The organism is Bradyrhizobium sp. CCGUVB23 (assembly GCF_024199885.1).
Classification (GTDB): domain Bacteria; phylum Pseudomonadota; class Alphaproteobacteria; order Rhizobiales; family Xanthobacteraceae; genus Bradyrhizobium.
Genome location: NZ_JANADQ010000001.1, coordinates 1,412,091 through 1,434,599, shown reverse-complemented (window position 1 = coordinate 1,434,599; position 22,509 = coordinate 1,412,091). Strand labels below are relative to the sequence as shown.

Below are 22,509 nucleotides of genomic sequence, written 5' to 3'. Positions count from 1 at the left end.
TGACGCGTCGGCCATCGGCTCTCTCGACGTTAGGGTCAGCCCGCTGCCGCGATGAAAACTCGCGAACGTGCCGTCTGTTCCGTCCAGCTCACTCTTTCGTCCTGCAGAATGCTGGTAGAACGCATTTGCGCGGCAACAAACTCAAGAGCGTCGAGATAAACGATCACTCGTCAGATCCTGCCGCTTGCGTTGCTTGTCGTGGTCGACGCAGCGGTCTATGCTGCCACTACGGTCGCTGATTGCGATATCGTTGCGGATATGCGGGCCGCAGTGCAAGGTTTTTGGGGGGGCGAATGGCACTGAGGGCGCGTCTCAAAGAGATCATTCGCAGGCTCAACGCGGGAGCCCGCGGGTCCAGCATGGAAACCGTCTATCAGCACATCTTTGAGCGCGATCTTTCATCCATCAGCGCGGATGGCGTCAGGTTCTATCCCGTTGGTTCTGCCGCAAACTATGGACTCTTGTACGTTCTCTTGAGAGCGGCGCTCGATTATCCAATCAAGGAAGTGCTTGAGCTTGGGGCGGGCCAGACGTCTATTCTGTTTGATCTGCTGGTCAGGAAGGGCGTGCTGAAATCTCGCGTGAGGACGCTAGAGCACGATCAGGGTTGGGCCTATCGGGTTTCTCAGTTGGTCTCTCACGATGTTGTCAGGACGCACCTCGTTCCGAAGCAAGTCCAAGGTATGCAGACCACCGGTTATGATTTTTCGCCGTTGACGAAGAGCAGCGTTGAGCTTCTCGTGATCGACGGTCCTCCTGCCGCAACCGTGGAGAACCGGTTTTCCCGCCTTGCCGCCGTCGAGCTCATCGACTGGATCAATCCGTCCGGCTTCATCATCGTTGTTGACGACGCTGAGCGGGAGGGCGAGACGCTACTGGCAAGCGCAATACAGGCCAGTTTGGCGGCAAGAAAAATCCCATTTCAGGTTGGAGGCGTTGTGTCCAACAAGACGCAGATCATTATTGCCGGTGGCGACTATTTGGGCGCTGCCTTCTACTGAGGATCCGGCGCCTCTGTGGCAGCATGAAAGGATGCTGGACCAAGCCAAGCGGATCGGTCCAGCATCAGCTTAGGCCGCCGCCTTCTTGGTGTTGCGGTGGACCTGCCGCTCGATCCACTCGTAGGTCTTCTCGAGGCCTGAGCGCAGGCTTGCGGAAGGCTTCCAGCCGAGCTTCTGCCCGATCAGCCGGTTGTCCGAATTGCGGCCGCGCACGCCGAGCGGGCCCGGGATATGGTTCTTGTGGAGCCTTTTGCCGGCGATGTCGGCCACGATGTCGACGAGGTGATTGATGGTGACCATCTCTTCCGACCCGACGTTGACGGGGCCTTCGAAATCGGATCGGGTCAGGCGGATCGTGCCCTCCAGGCACTCCTCGATGTACAGGAAAGAGCGGGTCTGCGTGCCATCGCCCCAGATCTCGATCTCACCGCCATTCGTTGCCTGCGCGACCTTGCGGCAGACCGCGGCCGGCGCCTTCTCCTTGCCGCCATCCCAGGTGCCCTCGGGCCCGAAGATGTTGTGGTAGCGCGCGACGCGGTTGCGCATGCCGTAGTTGCGGTTGTAGGCGAGGTAGAGGCGCTCCGAGAACAGCTTCTCCCAGCCATACTCACTGTCCGGGTTCGCCGGATAGGCGGAATCTTCGGCACAGTTCGGATTGTTGGGATCCATCTGGTTGTGTTCGGGATACATGCAGGCCGAAGACGAATAGAACATGCCGCGCACGTTCCGCTTCTGGCAGGCATCGAGCATGTTCAGATTAATGGTCGCCGAATTGTGCATCACGTCGGCATCATGATCGCCGGTGAAAATATAGCCAGCTCCGCCCATGTCGGCGGCAAGCTGATACACCTCGTCGAACCTGCGGTCCGTGATCTGGCGGCAGAAATACTGGTCGCGGAGATCGCCTACGGCGAAATCGTCGGCCTCAGTCTCGGCAAATGGCGGAAATTTCAGGTCGACGCCACGGACCCAGAAGCCTTCGCGCTTAAGCCGTTTCACCAGGTGCCCGCCAATAAACCCACCTGCGCCGCAAACCAGGGCAGTCTTAGTCATGAAGTTCCCTTTCTCGCATCTCTCGCGCGGATAGCATATTGAAATACTTTTTCAAAACGATCAGTCACCCGCGCAATGTCGTAATTGCTCAAAGCAAATTTCCTACCACTTTCCGCTGCCCCGGCGCGCAAGGCATCATCCTCCATGAGCTGAAGCGCGGAGCGCAAGAAACCTGCCTTGTCGGTCGGATCGACCACAAGACCAGCTCCGTTCTTGCGGACCACCTGGGAGGCAAGATTTTCGGCTGGCGCCGCCAGCAATACCGGACGCTGGGCGCAGAAATATGACTGCACCTTGGAAGGAACCGAAAACATGCCTGCATCCGGCTCGATGGTTGCCACTGTTACATCCGAAGTTGCAAGCACCTTGGGCAGATCGGCGAAGGGCTGTAGCGGCAACAGAATGAGGTTGTCGATCGAATGCTCTTGCTTGGCGCGCTCAAGGTCCGTGACGCCTACACCCTGGCTTACAACAACGACGTTGGCGCGCCCTTTCACTTCTTTGGCGAGATCGACAAGCAATTGAGGATTGTGTTTCAGCGCAAGCGTGCCGGAATAAAGGAAGTTGAAAGTATCAGCGAGACCGTGGCGTTGTGCCCAATCATTGTGCTTCGGATGGGGCGTGATCTCGTTCAGCGCGCCCCAGTTCTCGATCGTAAAGATCTTGTCCTCGCAGCTGACCCAGTTTTTTGCAACGTCAGCAAAAGAATCGGTGATCACAACGATGGCGTCAGAACTGGCAAACTGCCCCCGTTCCAGGAAACGGTAGTAGCCGCCGATCGCTGCTCCCACGGCACCCATCTTCTTTCGCAGCAACTTTGAAACGGCGATGCTGTAGAAATCCTGAACCCAGAACACGAAGGATGCACCGCTCTTGCGGGATACCTTGACGATTGTCGATTGGGCTTCGGTGGGGGTATTTCCAGAAATGACAAGGTCAGGCCTAAGCGACAAAATCAGGTGTGCGACGGCCTTGCCATAGGCGACATCGTCAAACCGGCGTTTTACGAAGGAAGCTTTGTCATACGGGCGCGGCAGGCTCACGCCCTCGAAGGACAGGCCGACCGGGTCAGAGGAGGAGCGGTGGAGGCGCCCCTTGGGGCCGTGGTCGCCATGAAAATAAGCGTGAGTAACCTGGTGCCCTCGCGAAGCGAGCTCGCGGCTCAGATCGACCTGGAAGGGATGGCCAGCATAATCGTGGACTAGAATCTTCAAATTGGCACCTGTCGATCGCCCAAAATTCGTCTGTCATTGAGGCGAACACATGTCATTGAGGCGAACCCATGCCTCAATCTGTGCGGGTTGTCCATCTTTCAGTGCCTTAACCGTTAACGTTGTGAGCGTTTTACGCTATTCGAGTAGTTGGAATAGTACTTGCTGGTCATCTAGGCCGTGCAGTCGAGTTACGGAGAATGGTTTGTGGCTGATTTGTCTTCGTGCGATCCCGCTTGTTCGGGTAAACGCATTATTCCGCTGATCATGTGCGGCGGCGCCGGCACGCGGCTGTGGCCGGCTTCGCGCGAGGTGCGCCCCAAACAGTTTTTGCCGCTGTTCGGTACGCGCTCGACGTTCCAGGACACGCTCTTGCGCGTCTCCGACGGCGCGCTGTTCGATCGTCCGATCGTCATCACCAATGCGGCCTATCGCTTCATGGTGCTGGAGCAGCTTGCCGAGATCGGCGTCGAGGCCGATGTGCTCTTGGAGCCGATGCGGCGTGACTCTGGCCCGGCGATTGCGGCCGGCGCCGCGTTCGCGCAGAGCCGCGACAACAAGGCGATCGTGCTGGCGCTCGCCGCCGATCACGTGGTGCGCGACAATGCGGCCTTCGTCGCGGCGTGCCGGCAGGGCCTGGTTGCCGCGGGCGAAGGGTGCATCGTCACCTTCGGCGTCAAGCCGGAACGGCCGGCGACCGAATATGGCTACATCAACCCCGGCGACGTGGTTGCGGGCGAGGTGCGCGCGGTCACGAAATTCGTCGAGAAGCCGGACGCAGTGAAGGCGGCCGACTACGTCAATTCGGGCTATCTCTGGAACAGCGGCAACTTCATGTTCCCGGCTACCGTGCTGCTCGACGAATATCGCAAGGTCGATGCGACGAGCGTGCAGGCGGTTTCCGAGGCCGTCAGTAACGCCGGCCGCGATCTGGGCTTCGTCACGCTCGAGCCGAAGGCGTTCGCTTCAGCCAAGGCGATCTCGATCGACTATGCGGTGATGGAAAAGACCGCGCGCGCCGCGGTCGTTCCCGTGTCGTGCGGCTGGTCCGATGTCGGCTCCTGGCTTGCGGTGTGGGAGCTCTCGGAGAAGGACGCGCAGGGCAATGCCGCGCACGGCACTGCCGTGTTCGAGGACTCGCGCAATTGCAACGTCACGACCGATTCTGCGCTGGTTGCGCTCGAAGGCGTCGACGATCTCGTCGTGGTGGCGACCGCCGACGCCGTGCTGGTCTCGCGCCAGAAGGATGCCAATGGCCTCAAGCGCCTCGTGACGAGGCTGAAGGCGGTGGCCCCGAAGGTCACCGAGGAGCACCTCAAGGTGAATCGCCCGTGGGGCAGCTATCAGTCGGTCGACAACGGCGAACGCCACCAGGTCAAGCGCATCGTGGTGAAGCCGGGCGGGCGGTTGTCGCTCCAGAAGCATCACCATCGCGCCGAGCACTGGATCGTGGTCCGCGGCGCGGCCCGGGTCACCGTGAACGAGACCGTCAAGACGGTGCACGAGAACGAGTCGATCTACATCCCGATGGGCGCGGTGCACCGGATGGAGAACCCCGGTAAAATCATGCTGGAACTGATCGAGGTGCAGACTGGCAGCTATCTCGGAGAAGACGATATCATCCGGATTGAAGACGACTATCAAAGAACATGACACCACGCGACGAACGCCTCTTGGCGGTTGCGGATACGCAAACGTAGGTCTGATTATCGATGCCATCTTCCGAACGCATTCCCCGTCGTATACATTATATCTGGCTGAGCGATGATGAGTTCCCAGAACTCAACAGACGCTGTATTGAGAGCTGGCGACGCCACATGCCGGACTATGAGATCGTCCGGTGGAACATGGAAAAAGTAGCGTCCTTCGATGCGAGATTTGTGCGCGAGGCCCTTTCCGCTCGAGCTTGGGCCTTCGCATCGGACTACATCCGACTTAAGGCGCTAGCGCTAGAAGGAGGAGTCTATCTTGACTCTGACGTCGAGGTCTTCAAGCCCTTCGATGGCTTCCTCAGACATCGCGCGTTCTCGTCGATCGAGCACTGGCCCGAGATTAGCGAAATAGCGGTTGAAGGCGCTATCCTGGGCGCTGAGCCAAACCACCCTTGGGTCAAGGCTTGCGTCGAACGCTACGATACTCGTTCCTTTATCAAGTCAGACGGTACGCAGGATCGCACGATCGTCAGCAGAATTTTGGCCCAGGTCGCGGCCGATGGCTTCGGCTTTCAATATCGGGTGGAAGAACAGCATTTGAGGGACGATTTTCATCTCTATCCACCCGTTGTTCTCACCCATCGAACCGGTCCTTTCTCCAGGGAAGAAACTCATGCGATACACCATTGCGTCGGTGCTTGGCGTCCGCCCAAGCCGCTTTGGAAGCGCATGGTTCGCAAGCTCATCCCAAAATAGATGATCACGGGCGCTTCCTGGTCTCTGAAACGCCGAGGTACGCTTCTTTCGCCATCTGAAAGCGAACGCTATGGGTCTCTTCAAGAGGCGGCGCGATCGCAAGACTCGCTTCTTGGGTAACGCTTATTGACTACACCTCATTAAGAACCGCCGGAAATTCCGGTACTTCAAATTTAGAGATGCGTTGATGATTTCAATTGAAGCAAAAATGAAGCAAGCGTCAAATCGGCCAACGGGATTTGACTATCTGCGCTTGTTGCTTGCGACGGGCGTTATCGCTCAACACACTGTAAACACTTCCTATGGGCAGGCCGCTGCTGAGGCCCTCTTTCACTCGCCAGCGCGAGCTGTATTCGGTCTGATCGTTCCCATGTTTTTCTCCCTATCGGGCTTCTTGGTGGCGGGTAGCCTTGAGCGAAATAGGACCCTATTCAGTTTTCTCGGATTGCGTGGTTTGCGGCTTCTTCCGGCCTTGATATTTGAAGTAACTCTATCCGCGCTCGTGTTGGGTCTAGCTTTCACAGATTTTGCATTGGTTGACTATTTTTCCGATCCAGAATTTCGAAGCTACTTCTGGAATATCGTCGGGCATATTCACTACCACCTTCCAGGCGTCTTTCTTAATAATCCAGCCCCACGAATCGTAAACGGACAGCTATGGACGATTCCAGCTGAGCTCAAGTGCTATATATCCTTAGCCGCACTTAGCCTCATCGGCGTTATGGGGCGAAGATCGCTCACGGGATGGATCGTATTACTCACTCAACTTGTGTTGGCAGCGCTAGCGATCCGATATGGCGTGGAAGACCCCACCCTTGTGTCGCCGTACGTTTTGGTGGGTTGTTTCATGATTGGCGTATGTGCGTTTAGGCTCAAAGACAGGATATTTCTGTCTGGTTATGCAGCGATACTAGCGGCTGCCGCAACTTCACTATTGTTTCTGATACCTCGTGGTGATTGGTTTTTGCCTATACCTGTCACCTATTTGACCGTTTACCTGGGTACTCAAAATCCTAAAAAGCGCGGCCTCCTTCTGAGCGGAGACTACTCGTACGGTCTTTACTTGTATGGATTTCCGATCCAGCAGGCGGTTGCAACTCAATCCTGGACCCATGAATGGTGGATCAATTTCATCTTGGCCTACCCGCTAGCATTTGGCTTGGCGGTTCTATCTTGGTGGATGGTTGAAAAGCCCGCAATGAAGTTGAAGTCGATCATGTATCGAGTCGAGGACTACCTGCTCCGCCTTCGCATGGTGGATTGGCATAGTCGTCGAGTATTTGGAATGGCGGCGCAGGCGAGTGTTGCTCTTGGGATAACGCCACCATCGGCCAAAGAAAGTTCATGGCAAGACGACGAGAAGGTTCCGCGAGGTGGCAATCTGTAACCGAGTTGAGCGCTGCAGGTTGATCTGGCGGACGGAAGTCTCACTTCGCCGAAGCCTTGCTGGAGAGGAATTCTCTCGATAAATCTTGAATAACCAAGTCCTTCGGTGTGTGGCGATGCCGAAGCGCTCATCTACCTCGTTAGACTTCGTTCGTCAGAGGGGCGACATGCCATTCAAGCTCTACTACGGTTGGCTCGTTGCCTGGATCTCGATCTTTGGGCCTGCCGCGGCCGATCCGGTGATGACTATTGATTTTTCTTGGCAAGGCACAACAGGTTGCGTCACGCTTTTTCCGAATCCAGAAATTCGAATTCATAATGTTCCTGCCGACGCCAAGCTGTTGTTGCTGACATTAACCCAAGGAGCTAGGGAAATGGGCGGGGAGGAAGTGCTCATGCCGGCGAACGGAATTGTGCCTGCTGGAAGCATTCGAACATTCGGCCCTTGCCGGCCCGATGTGTATCGATGGACAGCAGTGGCTAAGTCCGCGACGGGTAGGTTCTTGGCGGAGGCCCGTCAGGCTCGCTTTTATCCGACCGATGAGCTTGCGCCGGAAAAGCCGTAACGGCGGCGACCGGCGCATCCAGGCGGTTGGGAGCGCACGCCGGGCCGAGGCCAAACCATATTCAAAGTGCTGCTAACGAGTTAGTCGGTTACTTGGCAGCCTCTGCGCATGGGCAGAAATCTGTTGTTCGCTGGCGAATCGTCCCGTCGCATCCATCTTAGCGAACGCCGCGTCAAGCCTCCGAGTAGCCACGCCAGGGTGGCAATGCCCGTCGTCAGCCGCCCTTGCGATTGACTGGTCAGCAATTCGATCGCGTCGCGAATTTGGCCGCGATCGATCGCACGCAGCGCGAGCGAACGTGCGAGTATAGTCCGGCCGTGCGCAAACTGAAGGGCCAGCGCCGGGTGAGCAGCGACGAATTCAGCTTCTACCAGCCGCCTCGATTGCATCATTTGTTTGAAGTCGTCGGACATGGAGCCGGGCGAGATGCGATATCCAACGAGATGTTCGGGTACCATTGCTATGGCGTATCGCTCTGCAATCTGGAGATAGAGTTTCCAGTCTTCGCAGCCTTGTCCGCCGCGAGAACGAAGCGACTCGTCGAAACCTGCTGCGGCAGTCAGTGCTTCTCGTCTGACGAGCGCATTGCTGCCGCTGATAACGACGTTACCCAGGCACATCTGCGCAAAGATGCTTCCTTCCAGCCGCGTCGGTGGGGCCGAGCCGGTGACGTTGCCGTGGTCATCAATCCAGCAACACCACGTATACACCAGCGCAGTTTCCGGGCCGCTCTGTGCGAAGCGCTCAAGTTGCCGTTCGAGCTTCGTCGGATACCAGAGATCATCTGCATCCAGAGTGGCGACGAACTCACCCTGTGCTTCGGCAATTCCGCGATTGCGAGCCGACGCCACTCCACCATTGTCCTTGTAAACGTAGCGAACCCTCGGATCGCCCTGGACGAGATGCGCGGCAACTCCCTTGGTCTGGTCGGTGGAGCCATCATCGACGATAATGACTTCGAGATTGCGGTAAGTCTGATTCAACGCGCTGCTAACAGTCTCACGAATAGTGTTTGCGGCGTTGAACGCCGGCACAACTACCGAAACCAAGTGATTGGCAGAGCGATGAGGAGAACGCACAAACTACTCTTAATGCTAAATCTCGATTAAACTGTACTGGTCGGCTAAATCGCCTAGAATTTTATCCGTAAGCTCGTTGGATTGCGAGACTTGGAAGTTTACAAGGTAAATTGCGCGTAGTTTCAGAGGGTTAAGGCATTGTCGCTTCAGACAAAGAGAATTTTAGTCACGGGCGGCGCCGGATTTTTGGGTTCCCACTTGTGCGAGAGATTGGTTAGCGCAGACCACGAAGTTCTCTGCGTTGACAACTTCTACACGGGCTCCAAGAGTAATGTGAGTGGGCTGCTGAAGCATCCGCGCTTTGAACTGATGCGGCACGACATCACCTTCCCGCTGTATGTCGAGGTTGATGAGATATACAATCTGGCCTGTCCGGCTAGTCCCATCCACTATCAATACGATCCGGTGCAGACCACGAAGACCAGCGTGCACGGATCGATCAACATGCTGGGATTGGCCAAGAGAGTAAAGGCGAAAATCCTGCAGGCCTCAACCTCGGAAGTCTACGGAGATCCTGAGGTGCATCCGCAGGACGAGAGCTATTGGGGGAGAGTGAATCCCATTGGTCCGCGCTCCTGCTACGACGAGGGTAAGCGTTGTGCCGAGACGCTGTTTTTCGATTATAGGCGGCAACACAATCTTTCCATCAAGGTCGCGCGTATCTTCAACACTTACGGTCCGCGGATGCAGCCCCATGACGGCCGGGTCGTTTCGAATTTCATCGTACAGGCTCTTACGGGCCAGCCAATTTCGATCTATGGCGATGGCGAGCAGACCCGCTCGTTCTGCTATGTCGACGATCTGGTTGATGGCCTCGTGCGACTGATGGACACGGACGATGTGATTACTGGGCCAATCAATCTCGGAAATCCTATCGAGTTCACCATGATGGAACTTGCCGAGACCATCATCGAGCTGACTGGGTCGAAGTCCTCGATCGAGCTCAAGCCACTTCCAACCGACGATCCAAGACAGCGACAGCCCGACATCAGCTTGGCGCGCGATACGCTCGGCTGGTCGCCATCGGTTCAGCTGCGCGACGGCCTTGGCAAGACGATTGCCTATTTCGATAACCTGCTGCGTACACAGCGCGATGGTGCAGCATGAGAAGAACCGTTCTGGTAACGGGCGGCGCCGGTTACGTCGGGTCCCATTGCTGTAAGGAGTTCGCCAGGGCCGGCTGGAACGTCGTCGTCATCGACAATCTGTCGCGGGGGTGGCGAGACGCTGTGCGATGGGGGCCGCTGATCGAATGCGACATCCGGGATGGGGCGCGAGTACGCGGTGCGCTGGAGATGTACAAGCCGGATCTCGTTGCCCACTTTGCGGCTCTGGCCTATGTGGGTGAATCGGTGACGGATCCCGCGTTGTACTATGCGAACAACACCGCCGGTACACTCGCGTTGCTCGAATCGATACGCGCGGCAGGATGCGATCGCATTCTGTTCTCCAGTACATGCGCAAGCTATGGCGTGCCTCAACACGTGCCGATCGACGAGGGGCATCCGCAACTACCGATCAATCCGTATGGCTGGACGAAGATGATTATCGAGCGCATGCTCGAACACTATGGCAGGGCCTACGGCATGGCTTCGGTCTCCCTAAGGTACTTCAATGCGGCAGGCTGTGATCCTGACGGGGAGATCGGCGAACGTCATGAGCCCGAGACGCATGCCATTCCACTGATGATCGAGGCCGCTCGTAGTCCGGATCGTCCGTTCATGGTCTTCGGAACGGACTTTCCAACACCCGACGGCAGCGCGATCAGGGATTACATCCACGTCAAAGATCTTGCGCAGGCACATTTACTGGCCGGCGAAATGCTGATCCGGCAGGGCGGAGTCCACGTCTTCAATCTCGGTACCGGCGTGGGTACGAGCGTGCTCGAACTCTTGGAGGCTGTTGGACGCATGGCAGGGACAGCCCCGGCCGTGCTGTATGGACCGCGCCGTGAAGGCGACCCGCCAAAGCTCGTTGCGTCGTTCGAAAAGGCTGCGCGCGACTTGGGTTGGCGCCCGACGAACTCAAGGATCGATTTCATCGTGCAGACAGCTTTAAGGTGGCGAGATCGCCCTTCGGCTGGTCGAAGTTCATCGCTTTGATGATTGGGGCTTGCCGCAATCCGGGATGCTCTGCGTCTGCGGAGCGGAGGAGCACTTCGCGAAAGAGATAAAGGAACAGTCCTGCGGTGTATCTGGATAGATTTCGCTCCCTTCCCGGACGCGTGAACAAGATCAACGCAGTCCAGTTCGGACTGAGGGGATTTCTGTTGCCGTTCCGCGTCAAGCATCTCAGCGGGCCTGTTGAGCTGCATTCCGAGTCTGATGATGTCATTGTCATCAGCGTCATGCGGAACGGCGAGCCTTGGCTCGAATCCTTTCTGGCTCATCATCGCTTGATGGGCATCAAGCATTTCGTGATCCTCGACAACGGGTCGACCGATCGGTCCATCGAAGTACTTTCCAGACAAGCCGACGTCACGCTGCTGGCGAGTTCTGCGCCCTATCACGCCTATGAAAACACCATGAAGCGCTATCTGGCGAACAAGTACTGCCGCGATCGGTGGTGTCTGTGCGTGGACGTCGACGAACAGTTCGATTTTCCGGGCGCGGCTGACGTATCGTTGCAGGCTTTGATCGGCTATCTCGATCGAAGAGGCTTCAACGCTGTGATCACCCAGATGCTGGACATGTTCAGCGACGGGCCGATTTCAGAAGCGAGGATCAGGCCGGGCGTCGGTCTGCGCGCGCAATACCCATTCTACGATATATCGGCCATCGATAAGTCGCCATATGCCTTCGGTAAGGTCAGCAACTCCGCGATCATGACTCATCATGGCGGCATCAGGAAGAAGGTCTTCGGAACCAATAATGGTCTCAGCAAGGTCTCCCTCTTTCGAATGGATGGGAGGATCAAGCCGTTCATCGCGTGGCACCACGCGTTGAACGCCAGATTGGCGGACTTTTCCTGTGTTCTTCTCCACTTTCCGTTCGTGGACTCCTTCTACGCAAAGGTCGCCGAAGCCGTCAAAAGCGGGCGCTATGGCTATCTGACGAGTGACGAGTATTCGGGCTATTGGGCAGGGCTCCAAAAGCTGCCGGGTCTCTGCCTGAAGCTCGAGTCGGCGAGGATGCTGTCGACGACCGATGAGTTGCTGGACAATGGTTTCCTGGCGGCGTCGAAGGAATTTCTGGACTGGTTAGCCGGACAGGGAACCGCCAAGACCGTTGTGAGGGGTACGGGAGGAGGGTACGGCAGTGATCAGGCGCGATAAAAGGTGCTTACTCGCGTGCCTGACCTGGCCGAGCCTCGGGTCCGGGCAGCCGGTATTGGATGATCACCTATGACCGGCTTGTCTCCGCTTCGTCGCGTCGCAAGATTCGGCCGCCGACGATTGCTGCGTCTCATCGCGAAGGCGCCCGCGCCAATCGGCCAGCGTCTGTCGCGTCGTCTCTGGGCGCCGCCGTCAGGCACCATCGATTTCGGAGACTTCGGACGAACCGAGCCGATCAGCGCTGATTTCGGCTTTGACAGGGGGGTGCCGATCGATCGCTATTACGTCGAGAGTTTTCTGGCTCGCAATGCCGCCAGGATCCGCGGCAGAGTTCTCGAAATCGGCGACAATACGTATACGCTCAGGTTCGGCGGCAAGCAGGTCGACAAGAGCGATGTTCTCCATGTCGACGTGGCAAACCCCGCGGCCACGATCTTCGGGGATATCTCGGTCCCAGGGACACTGCCTGAACGGGCTTTTGATTGTGTTATCCTCACGCAAACTCTCCATCTGATCTTCGACATGCGGGTGGCGTTGGCGGAGCTTGCCGGGGCTCTCAGGCCGGGCGGAACGCTTCTTGTGACGGTGCCGGGAATTACCCCCGTTGATCGTGGAGCATGGAGGCATACGTGGTTCTGGTCGTTGACGGAGATCGCACTAGGACGACTGCTGGGCTCTCTCTTTGAGGAAAAGGATGTTGAGCTCGAGACGTTCGGGAACGTGTTTTCGGCGACATGCTTCCTGCAAGGATTGGCGGTCTCTGAAGTACGACAGGCCAAGCTTGACGTGCTCGATAAGTCGTTTCCCGTGATTGTTGCCGCCGCGGCAAGAAGGCCGCTCGAATGACGCTCCAGCCGCTGCGAAGCCTCAAGCGATCGATTGGACGGCGGATCTTTGGCGCCGATCCGATCATCCTGATGTATCACCGCGTCGCGGATATTCCGGTGGATCCCTGGGGGCTTGCGGTGCACCCGGCTCGGTTCGAGCAGCAGATCGCGCGTCTCAGGCGCCTTCGACGTGTTGTTCATCTCCACGAATTACTTGACCTGGAGCGGCGCCGCGCGCCATCGGACAAGCCGCTTGCGGCAGTTACCTTCGACGACGGCTATCACGACGTTTATTCGAACGCGCGACCGGTATTGCAGAGGCTTGACTGCCCCATGACGCTGTTCGTGACGACCGGGATCATCGGCACCGACAGGGAGTTTTGGTGGGACGCCGTTGCGCGGGTCTTCCTCGAAATCGATCATCTGCCCGAGAGCCTTACGTTGGATATCGCGGGCAAGGAGTGCCGCTGGGCGGTGCCGCCGTTCTCGGATCACCAAGCGCGCGATCGGATCTTCAGGGAAGTATGGGGCCGCTTGCGGATCCTTCCGCACGATGCTCAGACGCAGCTTCTGTCGGAGATCGGCGAATGGTCGTCCTGCGATCTCGCAGCTCGGGAGATGCATCGGGCGATGACGGCTGTAGAGGTACGGAATATCTCCGACGGTCTCATTACGATCGGGGCACACACGCTGACGCATCCGACCTTGCCGGCGCACAGCGTGGACGTTCAGTTCAAGGAGATCGCTGAAAGTCGGCGAGCCTGCGAGGAGCTTGCGGGTGCCGCAGTTCGGGCCTTTGCTTACCCGTTTGGTGATCACAGCGACGCGACCGCGCGAGCGGTCAGAGAGGCCGGATTCGATCTTGCCTGCACGGTGGATGCTCGTTCTGTAAGGCGAAATGCCGAACCTCTGACGCTACCGCGAATCTACGTGGGCGATTGGAAGGACGACGAGTTCGAAAAGAGGATTGAGGATCCTTCGCTATGACCGGAAGCGCAAAGCGAATCACGATCATCAGACGTCGGAGCGGCTGGTTCGACCTTGACTTGCGGCGCGCCTGGGAACATCGCGATCTCCTGTTTCTGTTTACCCTCCGTGACATCAAGGTTCGTCACAAGCAGACGCTGCTTGGCCCCGGCTGGCTGATCCTTCAGCCTCTTGTCTGGACGGCGGTCTTCACGGCCACCATCAGCGGCATGGCCGGGGTGTCGACCGCAAATCAGCCGGCGCCATTGTTCTATCTTTCGGGGTTGATCGTATGGTCCTATTTCTCGCAGGTCATCTTCGCCACTAGCCAGGTCTTCATCGAAAACGAACACCTTTTCAGCAAAGTTTACTTCCCCCGCATTGTCGTTCCCTTGTCGTCCCTGATTTCGACTGGAGTAACGCTCCTGATTCAGTTCATCGTCGTCCTTGTGTTCCTCATCGCCTTTCAGTGGATGGGAAAGACCGAAGGGCTCTCATGGCGCATAGTCGCGTTTCCGTTGGTGGTGTTGCATCTCGCGGCCTTCTCGCTCGCGACCGGGCTCATTCTTGGAGCGTCAACGGCCAAGTACCGCGACTTGGGCTTCATGACGTCGTTCCTGGTCCAGGTCTCGATGTTCGTGACCCCTGTCCTCTATCCCTTCTCCGCCATTCCCGAGCAATACAGGGTGGCGGCGAGCCTTGCCAATCCATTAGCTGCTATCGTCGAGGAAAGCCGCTGGTGCCTTCTCAGCGAATCCATGCTCACGTCCGGCCAGCTCCTTGCTTCGCTTCTCACGACGGCGATTGCCCTGGCGTGCGGTGTTCTGCTCTATCAGCGCGTTGAGCGCACCGTCATGGATACAATCTGAGATGCAGGACCATCTAGCCATCGAGGTTCGAGGCCTCTCGAAGCGATATCGGCGCGGGGCCATTGGCATGAGCTCCCTGCGCGAGGAGGTCGAGCTGTTTCTCGCTCGCCGACGCGATCAGCGGCCGACGCGAGCGAGCAGCGAGTTCTACGCGCTGAAGGATGTCACGTTCTCCATTCCCGCCGGGAGTGTTTGCGGAATTATCGGCCGCAACGGCTCGGGCAAGACGACCCTTCTCAAGGTGCTGACGTCGATTACCGAGCCTGAGGAGGGAGAGGCCACACTGAGGGGACGCGTTGGCAGTCTGCTTGAAGTTGGGGCCGGCTTCCATCCCGAACTGGATGGGATCGAGAACATTTATCTCAACGGTGCGATTCTTGGGATGAGTAAGTCCGAGATTACATCGAAGCTGGATCGCATCATCCAGTTCGCTGACATCGGCGACGTCATGGAGACGCCCGTCAAGCGCTATTCCTCCGGAATGTATGTCCGTCTGGCCTTCGCGATTGCCGCGTATCTCGAGCCCGATATCCTGCTGGTGGATGAAGTGCTGGCGGTCGGGGATGCCGATTTCCAGCGCAAGTCGCTGAGCAAGATGAAGGATGCCGCAGGCGAAGGGCGAACCGTGCTGTTCGTGAGCCACAACATGGCCATGGTGCGCCAGCTCTGCGACATGGCGGTTTATCTGGAGGGCGGCTATCTGAAGCAGATCGGCGCATCTTCTTCCGTCATCGATGCCTATCTGCTGGGCTCGACCCCGCGACCCGTGCACGGTGAACGGACGGGGACAGACAAGCTTTGGGGGGAGCTTCGCATTCTCGAACCGTCGTCCGAAATCGCATGCGATCATCTCAAATTCGGGGGAGACTACGATTTTGTTCTTCGGCTCGGCGCCAGCCAGCCGTTTAGGCGTGGCGTCGCCCAGATCGGCATTTTCGATCAGGAGGGAGCACTGATCTCATCCCTCGAAAGCCTCGCGGAAGGCGTCGACCAATTCGACATCACCCAGCCGGTCGAAATCGTGTTCAATGTGCGTTCGCTCGGCTTGTTGCCGGGGACCTATGTCGCGGGATTTTCTCTCTTTGCTTGGGGAGAGGAAGAGCCAAGACTATCCGTCGAGGCTTGCCTCAGCTTCGAGGTCGTCGCGGCGACCGTCAACGATGCGTATTGGCCTTATTTGAGAGAGTACCACGGCATCGTGCGGTTGTCCCATTCGGCCAACCTGCGTGTGCCCGGCTCGTAGCTGCGCACAAACCCTGCGGCTCTCAGACGCGACCGGGTTGACTGGCTGGCCTGAAGGGCCTTCTCCGGTGGAGCAGATGATGTTTTCCGATCCGCCAGAGGATCTCCTCAAGCAAGCGGTAGGGCAGTTTTAGCAAACGGTAGATCACTGGGTGCGCATAGCGCCACATCGAGCGGTTGATGGCTTCATCGATACGGGGCTCCACCACTCCCCTTGCTTTCAAGTAGCGCTTGAGCCACGACAGATAGTACAGGCGAACACTTGCGTACTGCCCCTCGCGGCGCACCGTTGTGAGACAAGAGGCGCGGTGCTGTCGGTACTTCAGCCAGACCTTGCTGGAAAAGAATACGGGGGCTTCGAGGTAGAGCTTGGAAAAGCAGCCCTGGTCTTCATAGGCTTGCTTCTCGCCCGTGAAGTGCTCCTCGAAGCCGCCGATGCGCGCCAGGATATCGGCTCGAATCATGACATCGGACGGACATGGTGCATCTGCCTTGCCAAGAGGGTAGAGCGCGATCAGCGCCTCCGGCTCCGGGACTGCGCGATCGAAAATGTGCCCTGTCGGGATCAGGAAATCATGGTCTCCCGTCCAACTGCCCCAGTAAAGCACTGCGCCACAGACCATGCCGAGCTCAGGATGCTCGCGCATGATCCGCACCTGATCGACAAGCTTGTTCGGCTCCCAGATATCGTCCGAATCGATGAAGGAGATCAATTCACCGCTGGCTGCGCCTATACCCAGGTTCCTGGTCGCGCTCATCCCGCGATTTACGTGTCCCGGATGTTCGAGGTATCGAATTTGCCCGGGATACCGGCACGCGAATTCCCTGGCCATCCCTGTGCTCGGGTCGGTTGATCCGTCATCGACGAGCAGGAGTTCCCAGTTGGGATAGGTCTGGGCGATAACGCTTTCGATGGCCTCTGCCATGAAAGCCTCGGCGTTGAGGAAAATCATGATGATCGAAACGAGGGGATCGGGTCGCCCTGTGCCGTTGCCTGAAATCGCCGAACTCATATTGATGCCGAAATCGCGGGTGGAAAGGCTGGCAGCATACACCAATGGAGAGGTCAGAATAAGGTTTGCGGAAGCAATTGGCCGTCGCTTGGTAAACTTAGCGCATCGCAGGAGTTCTCGGCGCGGCCGGTCTAGTCGCCTGGATCACAAATTGGGCACCGCAAATCAGCTTCGATCGCACTGAAGGGGTAACCATGCGCTCCTGCGCCGGCACCTATGCCCAAATGGGAGGCAGCGTGCGGCGTCCGGCGAAGCCGGCGGGCGAGTTCGCGCAGCAAGCTGAAATTGTGCGGTCCGTTTAGTGAGCGACGCGAGATCGAGGCAAGCACGTGTCGAATCGTGGTCGTTCTGTGGGTCGCGTCCTTACACATGCCGGAGATATATCGGTCGAAATCACGGCGGGATCTCGCAAACAGCTCTTGTGGGATATCTGGTCGTCTCGCCCGGGCATAACTCATCGTCATCTCGTACGACCGCGTCATCTGATGCACATTCCTGGACATCGCCTGGGGCAACTGACGGTAGCCGACCAGAAAGGCCGGGGAGAGCACGACGCGCGCGCGTTCGGCGATTTGAAGGTAGAGCAGCCAGTCCTCGCATCCCTGGGCGTTGGCTGCACGCAGGCCGGGCTCCCAACCGCCGATTTGCTCGAGCAACGCCCGTCTGATGAGAGGAACACTGGAATTGCCTATGAAGTTGTCCAGGATGAGGGGATGGTAAACATCGCCCTCAAGGCGGTTCGCGTAACAACGGGTGACCACTGAGTCCACGTCGATGTCGACGAACCAGCAATAATCGAGCCCGACGTCGTCGGGTGCGTGATGCAGGTTGGCGACCTGCCGTTCGATCTTTTGGGGGTGCCAAAGATCATCGGCGTCCAGCGGGGCAATCAGCGATCCCTCGGAGTTTGCAAGAGCCGTGTTTCGTGCGACGGCGACGCCGGCATTCGCTTGACGTATCAGGACGATCCGGGGGTCTTGTTCGCCGAACCGAGATACGATCTTCGGCGTGTCGTCGGTGGATCCGTCGTCGACCACGATGATCTCAAGATCGGCATAGGTCTGTCGCTGCGCAGAGCGAAGGGACTCGGCGATCGTTTGCTGGGCATTGAAGGCGGGAATGAGAACGCTGACCAATGGCATCGTGGCAGCCCGCATGGACGGGTCCCGTTGGGTATTCTGCATATTATCCATAACGCCTCCGGACCGTCCCGGCCATATCGCCATTAAGGTAACCGGACGAAGCCAAATGGCCTCGTCCCGGCTTTCCAGGTATCTGTGGCTGACGCGCAGAGAGACAAGGCGGATGCTCGAATTGAGGATTAGTGACCACGATCCAATTGATCGCACTAGAGCCAATGTAAGGACGTTCGCGGAAGGGCATCGGCGGCCGCATCGTTGATCTTATCTTTGGAAGCACAATCGAGTATACTCTTCTACGTTTCGAGGATTTGCGGCTGAGAAGCTGATGGTTCGTGAACCCAGCCTTGCCAGTCGCGGACGAGTTTCATGACCAATTCAATCGCACTCGTAATTAATACTTATCAGCAGGCTCATTTCCTCGCCGCGTCGATTGAAAGCGGACTCGCTCAGACCGTACCGTTTGACGAAATCATCGTCGTCGATGACGGATCAACGGACGATCCGGCGTCCGTTGTCGCAGGTTATCCTGACGTCAGGCTGGTCACACAGCGCAATGCCGGACTCGCAGCGGCGCGCAACACCGGACTAAAGGCATCGTCGTCATCCTACATCGTTTTCCTGGATGCCGATGATCTCTTGATGCCGAATGCGGTGCGGGCGGGCCTGGCCTGCCATGCACTCAGTCCGCGCACAGGTCTCGTCTATGGAGCGCACCGCCGCGTGGGACCTCAAGGCGAGCCGTTGGGTGGAGATGTCTATTCGGATATCGGCCTCGACGCTTTTCGCACCTTTCTGATGGGTAACGCCATCGGCATGCATGCCACCGTCATCTACGATCGGCAGAAGCTGTGCGATATCGGGGCTTTCGACGCCTCGTTGCCCCGTTGTGAGGACTATGATGTCTATTTCCGCATGGCGGCGAAACACCCGATCCGTTCCCACCCAGATGTCGTTGCACTCTATCGCTGGCACGGGCAGAATATGTCCGCAGATCCATCAGTCATGCTGAAATGGGTGCTCCGCATCAATGATCGCCAAAGGGCCCGCACGGCGGACACTTCCTTGCTGGAGGATGAGCGTCTCCTCGGACGGCGGGTCTGGGTCAGATACTACAAGGATGAAATCGTAAGCGACCTGAGAAGCGGTTGGCGCTGGAAGACCGCGCTTCGCTCCGTCGCGCGAAGCCTGCGGTTCGCAAAGATCGCCGTACTCGAAGTGGGACGGTGGTTGATTCATCGGCTGGGCCGCGCGTACGGTGGCCGCACAACATCGCCTTCTTTGAACTGAACTGCGCGGAGGAGGAGCATCGCATATGCCAATTCTGGTGACTGGCGGGGCAGGCTACATCGGTAGCCAAACAGTACTGGACTTGGTTGATGCCGGTGAAACGGTCGTCGTGCTCGACGACCTCTCCTCCGGCTTTGAAGCCGCTGTATCTCCGAAGGCCCGCCTGGTTGTTGGAGATGTCGGTGACGCGATGCTCGTGTCCCGCCTCATTGCGGAGCACAACATCGATGCGATCATCCACTTCGCCGGTTCGATTGTCGTTCCTGAATCGGTCGCGGACCCGCTTCACTACTATCTGAACAACACCAGCAAGACGCGGAGCCTGATCGAGGCCGCCGTCGTAGGCCGTGTGGCGCATTTCGTATTTTCCTCGACCGCGGCGGTCTACGGATCCGAAGGATGGTTGCCCGTGAGCGAAGGCGATCCAGTTCGGCCGCAGTCGCCGTACGGACGATCCAAGCTCATCTCGGAGTGGATGTTGGAAGACGTTTGCAGGGTGCATCCGCTCAGATATGCCATTTTGCGATACTTCAACGTGGCGGGAGCTGATCCGCAGAGAGGTATCGGGCAGGCGACGCGAGGCGCCAGTCACCTGATCAAGGTCGCAAGCGAGGCTGCTCTCGGCAAAAGACAGTTTGTTGAGGTGTTCGGTACGGACTATCCTACCCCTGACGGCACCTGCATTCGAGACTACATCCACGTCAGGGATCTCGCGGTTGCTCATCGGCTTGCTCTTGCGCGGCTTCGGAATGGGGGGGCAAGTCTCACGGCAAATTGCGGTTATGGTCGTGGCTCATCGGTCATGGACGTGCTGCGAACCGTCGAACGGATCGCTGGCACCAAGCTCGACATCCGCAAGACCGCACGGCGCGCCGGAGATCCGGTCGCTGTTGTGGCCGACTCGAGCTTGGCGAGATCTGAGCTTGGGTGGGCTCCGACCTTCGGTACCATCGATGCAATTGTCAGAAGTACCCTCGAATGGGAGCGATTTCGATCATATTGATTGGATAGTGAGCAGATAATATAGCACAAGGCATTGCTGAATCGTGGTAGTCAAACCTCCCCGCCAATCGAGCTTGGTATTGGAGCCAGATTGAAGTCCACAAGATCATGATCCGGTAAGTGACTGTCGGATCATCTTGACCGCCGCGCGAACTTCGCAGGAATGATCGCTGTCGACGGAGACGTGCGTTGGAAGCCGTCTTCGTCCTGCTTGTTTTGGGGTGCGTATCTTTTGGAGCCGGCCAATTGTCCCGAGACCTGAATTCACCCAAGAAACCCACGGAGGCTCGTCGCTGGCGGTGCTTCGGCCAGCCGAACTGAGCCCCGGGAATTCATCGTTCTGAGCCTTGAGGCTTCTAAGTTGACCGCTGAACGCGATAACTATCCAAACTTCAATTTTGTCAGACTGATCGCTGCTAGTTCTGTTATTTTCTCGCATGCTTTCTTGATTGCCGAGGGTGACGAGGCCCGTGAGCCTCTGGTGAGACTCTTGGGCCCCCACAACATTGTGGGCATTTATGGCGTCTTCATATTCTTTTTCGTCAGCGGATTTCTGGTAACGCAGAGCCTGCTCAATTCATCTTCGGTGCTCAATTACTTTTGGCGTCGATTTCTCAGGATCTATCCCGGTCTTGCCGTTTGTCTCGCCCTCAGCGCTTTCGTTCTCGGCCCGCTATTCAGCTCGAAGGGCTTTTGGGGCTTCTTCACGTCACCAGAAGGCATCAGGTACTTCCTTGGAAACCTATGGTGGCCCGGCAAGCCGCCAAGCATGCCCTCGGTCACACTATTTGTCGAGCCGAGCGGCTGGCTTGGAGGCATGATCAACGGTTCGCTTTGGACGATTTTTCATGAACTAGCCTGCTACGTTCTACTTGGCTTAATTGGACTTTCGGGTGCGCTCAACACTTGGGTTATGATGGTGATCTGCATCAGCATGGTGATGATATCAGTTGGCGGCCTGACCCCGAATTCCGCAACGATTGGTGACTTCCTACTCGTGGCCCCCGCGTTCTTCGCAGGTGCAGCCTTCTTCCTGCTCAAACTCCAACAGAAGAACTCGGTTCTCCGGTGCGCCAGCGTGGTCGCTGCACTTCTCGCTCTCGGCGTGGCGTACCGCTACGGTGCAATGTTGGAGATTTTTCCTTTAGCCGGCGCACCGATTCTCCTCCCAATCGGGACATCACAGCGGCTACGACTTCCGGTAATGAGGCGAGTAGGAGATATCTCCTTTGGAACGTATCTCTACGGATGGCCAGCTGAGCAATTGATCAGGGCTGCCATTGGACCTAGCGCTTCGTGGAGCACGATATTCCTAGCGGGCCTTCCAGCAGCCTTGGTCCTAGGCTACTTGTCCTGGAAGGTGATCGAACGTCCCGCGCTTCGCTACAAGACACTTTTGGATGGCGTTAAGAGGACGCAAACGATGGCGCGTCAGGACGCCCAAGGAAACCTTCCGTTTCTTTGACGATAGCAAACAGCAGCATGCTTGCTGCACTTTGCTGAGCTTCCGCTTGTCGGCCCAACAGCGACCCACATCGATTTTGGCTTGAACGTTGCTTTAGGAGAGCATGCGGACCTGACAAGTTTACACGCCCTGGTTAAGAATAATCCGTGGGAATTCCTGTCCTTGTCAGCACTTGAACACACAGCCAAGGTATTTGAGCGCAGCGACATTGCCGCGGGCGAATACTTCCACGTGATACCGGGGCTAAAGGCCGCTGCGCGGGTTTGGATTGTTCGCTGTGTCAGCATTTATTCCTGCTTGAATGCGAATTGATGGTCATGATGCCGTTTCAGAATCCACGGCGACGGATGCGGGCAAGCGGGATCCCCGAAGCACGCCTCATGGCGGGTTGCGTCCATTTGAGCTATCGAGCGATAGTGACTGTCGAGAGTGGTTAGAGAATACATCGCTCCAACCTGGCCGCGGCTGTTAGCTGCAACGGCTTGTTGTCGCTGGCGCGATAAGTTTTCCGGCCAACCAGGGAATCATAGCGTTCATCAGATGTGACGAAAGGAACGACCCCCGGAAATGTACGGGGCATCGTAAAGGTGAATGCTTCGTGAAGGGCCGATTTTAGCGCCTCGTTAGAGGAGTCGCTGGAGAACCGTCCCTTATCTCAAATTGTCCGCATACGGCTAAGTCGCCATTGAGGCCTGTCTTCGATGGTCGTCGTGCAACG

The 22,509-nt window shown here is 57.5% G+C and carries 22 protein-coding genes; 16 read left to right on the top strand and 6 right to left on the bottom strand.

Annotated elements, in window-relative coordinates:
- Positions 1–35: 35 nt before the first annotated feature.
- Positions 36–167: a hypothetical protein gene (locus NLN62_RS52910; protein WP_256575891.1), complete on the bottom strand. Its 132-nt coding sequence runs from the start codon at positions 165–167 to the stop codon at positions 36–38.
- A gap of 192 nt (positions 168–359) precedes the next feature.
- Between NLN62_RS52910 and NLN62_RS06710 the strand changes: the two genes are divergently transcribed.
- Positions 360–1,001, top strand: coding sequence for a hypothetical protein (locus NLN62_RS06710; protein WP_254108094.1), 642 nt, complete (start codon positions 360–362; stop codon positions 999–1,001).
- A gap of 69 nt (positions 1,002–1,070) precedes the next feature.
- Here NLN62_RS06710 and NLN62_RS06705 read toward each other — a convergent pair whose 3' ends face one another.
- Complete coding sequence (locus NLN62_RS06705) at positions 1,071–2,054, bottom strand: NAD-dependent epimerase/dehydratase family protein (RefSeq protein WP_254108092.1); 984 nt, start codon at positions 2,052–2,054, stop codon at positions 1,071–1,073.
- Positions 2,051–3,268: a glycosyltransferase family 4 protein gene (locus NLN62_RS06700; protein WP_254108089.1), complete on the bottom strand. Its 1,218-nt coding sequence runs from the start codon at positions 3,266–3,268 to the stop codon at positions 2,051–2,053. The genes NLN62_RS06705 and NLN62_RS06700 overlap by 4 nt, the downstream gene beginning before the upstream one ends.
- A gap of 213 nt (positions 3,269–3,481) precedes the next feature.
- Between NLN62_RS06700 and NLN62_RS06695 the strand changes: the two genes are divergently transcribed.
- The 4 genes from NLN62_RS06695 (at position 3,482) to NLN62_RS06680 (ending at position 7,625) form a co-directional block, all read left to right on the top strand.
- Entirely contained in the window at positions 3,482–4,918 is a 1,437-nt protein-coding gene (locus NLN62_RS06695) for a mannose-1-phosphate guanylyltransferase/mannose-6-phosphate isomerase (RefSeq protein WP_256576081.1), read from the top strand.
- A gap of 59 nt (positions 4,919–4,977) precedes the next feature.
- Complete coding sequence (locus NLN62_RS06690; protein WP_254108087.1) at positions 4,978–5,673, top strand: glycosyltransferase family 32 protein; 696 nt, start codon at positions 4,978–4,980, stop codon at positions 5,671–5,673.
- Between the two features lie 187 nt (positions 5,674–5,860).
- The gene (locus NLN62_RS06685) at positions 5,861–7,060 is read left to right on the top strand and encodes an acyltransferase (protein WP_254108085.1); all 1,200 of its coding nucleotides are present in this window, start codon (positions 5,861–5,863) and stop codon (positions 7,058–7,060) included.
- A 166-nt stretch (positions 7,061–7,226) separates the two neighbouring features.
- On the top strand, positions 7,227–7,625 hold the full coding sequence (locus NLN62_RS06680) for a hypothetical protein (protein ID WP_254108084.1): 399 nt from the start codon (positions 7,227–7,229) through the stop codon (positions 7,623–7,625).
- Positions 7,626–7,705: 80 nt separating this feature from the next.
- On the opposite strand, the gene NLN62_RS06675 is transcribed toward NLN62_RS06680, so the two are convergent.
- Entirely contained in the window at positions 7,706–8,704 is a 999-nt protein-coding gene (locus NLN62_RS06675) for a glycosyltransferase family 2 protein (RefSeq protein WP_254108083.1), read from the bottom strand.
- 138 nt (positions 8,705–8,842) lie between these two features.
- On the opposite strand from NLN62_RS06675, the gene NLN62_RS06670 reads away from it, so the two are divergent.
- From NLN62_RS06670 to NLN62_RS06640, 7 genes are all read left to right on the top strand, one after another.
- The gene (locus NLN62_RS06670) at positions 8,843–9,811 is read left to right on the top strand and encodes a UDP-glucuronic acid decarboxylase family protein (protein WP_254108082.1); all 969 of its coding nucleotides are present in this window, start codon (positions 8,843–8,845) and stop codon (positions 9,809–9,811) included.
- A complete protein-coding gene (gene galE, locus NLN62_RS06665) occupies positions 9,808–10,806 on the top strand; it encodes a UDP-glucose 4-epimerase GalE (protein ID WP_254108081.1) in 999 nt (332 codons plus the stop codon). The genes NLN62_RS06670 and galE (NLN62_RS06665) overlap by 4 nt, the downstream gene beginning before the upstream one ends.
- Positions 10,807–10,928: 122 nt before the next feature.
- Positions 10,929–11,978 carry a glycosyltransferase family 2 protein gene (locus tag NLN62_RS06660; protein ID WP_254108080.1) on the top strand — a complete coding sequence of 350 codons (1,050 nt, stop codon included), beginning with the start codon at positions 10,929–10,931 and terminating at the stop codon, positions 11,976–11,978.
- Positions 11,979–12,098: 120 nt separating this feature from the next.
- Positions 12,099–12,824 carry a bifunctional 2-polyprenyl-6-hydroxyphenol methylase/3-demethylubiquinol 3-O-methyltransferase UbiG gene (locus tag NLN62_RS06655; RefSeq protein ID WP_254108079.1) on the top strand — a complete coding sequence of 242 codons (726 nt, stop codon included), beginning with the start codon at positions 12,099–12,101 and terminating at the stop codon, positions 12,822–12,824.
- Positions 12,821–13,792: a polysaccharide deacetylase family protein gene (locus tag NLN62_RS06650; RefSeq protein ID WP_254108077.1), complete on the top strand. Its 972-nt coding sequence runs from the start codon at positions 12,821–12,823 to the stop codon at positions 13,790–13,792. Before NLN62_RS06655 ends, NLN62_RS06650 begins: the two co-directional genes overlap by 4 nt.
- Positions 13,793–13,851: 59 nt before the next feature.
- The gene (locus tag NLN62_RS06645) at positions 13,852–14,640 is read left to right on the top strand and encodes an ABC transporter permease (RefSeq protein WP_254108075.1); all 789 of its coding nucleotides are present in this window, start codon (positions 13,852–13,854) and stop codon (positions 14,638–14,640) included.
- Positions 14,576–15,883, top strand: coding sequence for an ABC transporter ATP-binding protein (locus NLN62_RS06640; RefSeq protein WP_254108073.1), 1,308 nt, complete (start codon positions 14,576–14,578; stop codon positions 15,881–15,883). Before NLN62_RS06645 ends, NLN62_RS06640 begins: the two co-directional genes overlap by 65 nt.
- A gap of 22 nt (positions 15,884–15,905) precedes the next feature.
- Here the strand turns inward: NLN62_RS06640 and NLN62_RS06635 are convergent, their stop codons facing one another.
- Positions 15,906–16,937, bottom strand: a complete 1,032-nt coding sequence (locus NLN62_RS06635; protein WP_254113355.1) for a glycosyltransferase family 2 protein — start codon at positions 16,935–16,937, stop codon at positions 15,906–15,908.
- Between the two features lie 89 nt (positions 16,938–17,026).
- On the bottom strand, positions 17,027–18,052 hold the full coding sequence (locus NLN62_RS06630; RefSeq protein WP_254108071.1) for a glycosyltransferase family A protein: 1,026 nt from the start codon (positions 18,050–18,052) through the stop codon (positions 17,027–17,029).
- 351 nt (positions 18,053–18,403) lie between these two features.
- Between NLN62_RS06630 and NLN62_RS06625 the strand changes: the two genes are divergently transcribed.
- From NLN62_RS06625 to NLN62_RS06610, 4 genes are all read left to right on the top strand, one after another.
- The gene (locus NLN62_RS06625) at positions 18,404–19,324 is read left to right on the top strand and encodes a glycosyltransferase (RefSeq protein ID WP_254108069.1); all 921 of its coding nucleotides are present in this window, start codon (positions 18,404–18,406) and stop codon (positions 19,322–19,324) included.
- 25 nt (positions 19,325–19,349) lie between these two features.
- On the top strand, positions 19,350–20,327 hold the full coding sequence (gene galE, locus NLN62_RS06620; protein ID WP_254108067.1) for a UDP-glucose 4-epimerase GalE: 978 nt from the start codon (positions 19,350–19,352) through the stop codon (positions 20,325–20,327).
- A gap of 360 nt (positions 20,328–20,687) precedes the next feature.
- Entirely contained in the window at positions 20,688–21,791 is a 1,104-nt protein-coding gene (locus tag NLN62_RS06615; protein WP_254108065.1) for an acyltransferase, read from the top strand.
- 21 nt (positions 21,792–21,812) lie between these two features.
- Positions 21,813–22,103 (top strand): hypothetical protein, encoded by a 291-nt coding sequence (locus NLN62_RS06610; RefSeq protein WP_254108063.1) that lies wholly within the window; start codon positions 21,813–21,815, stop codon positions 22,101–22,103.
- The last annotated feature ends 406 nt before the right edge of the window (positions 22,104–22,509 follow it).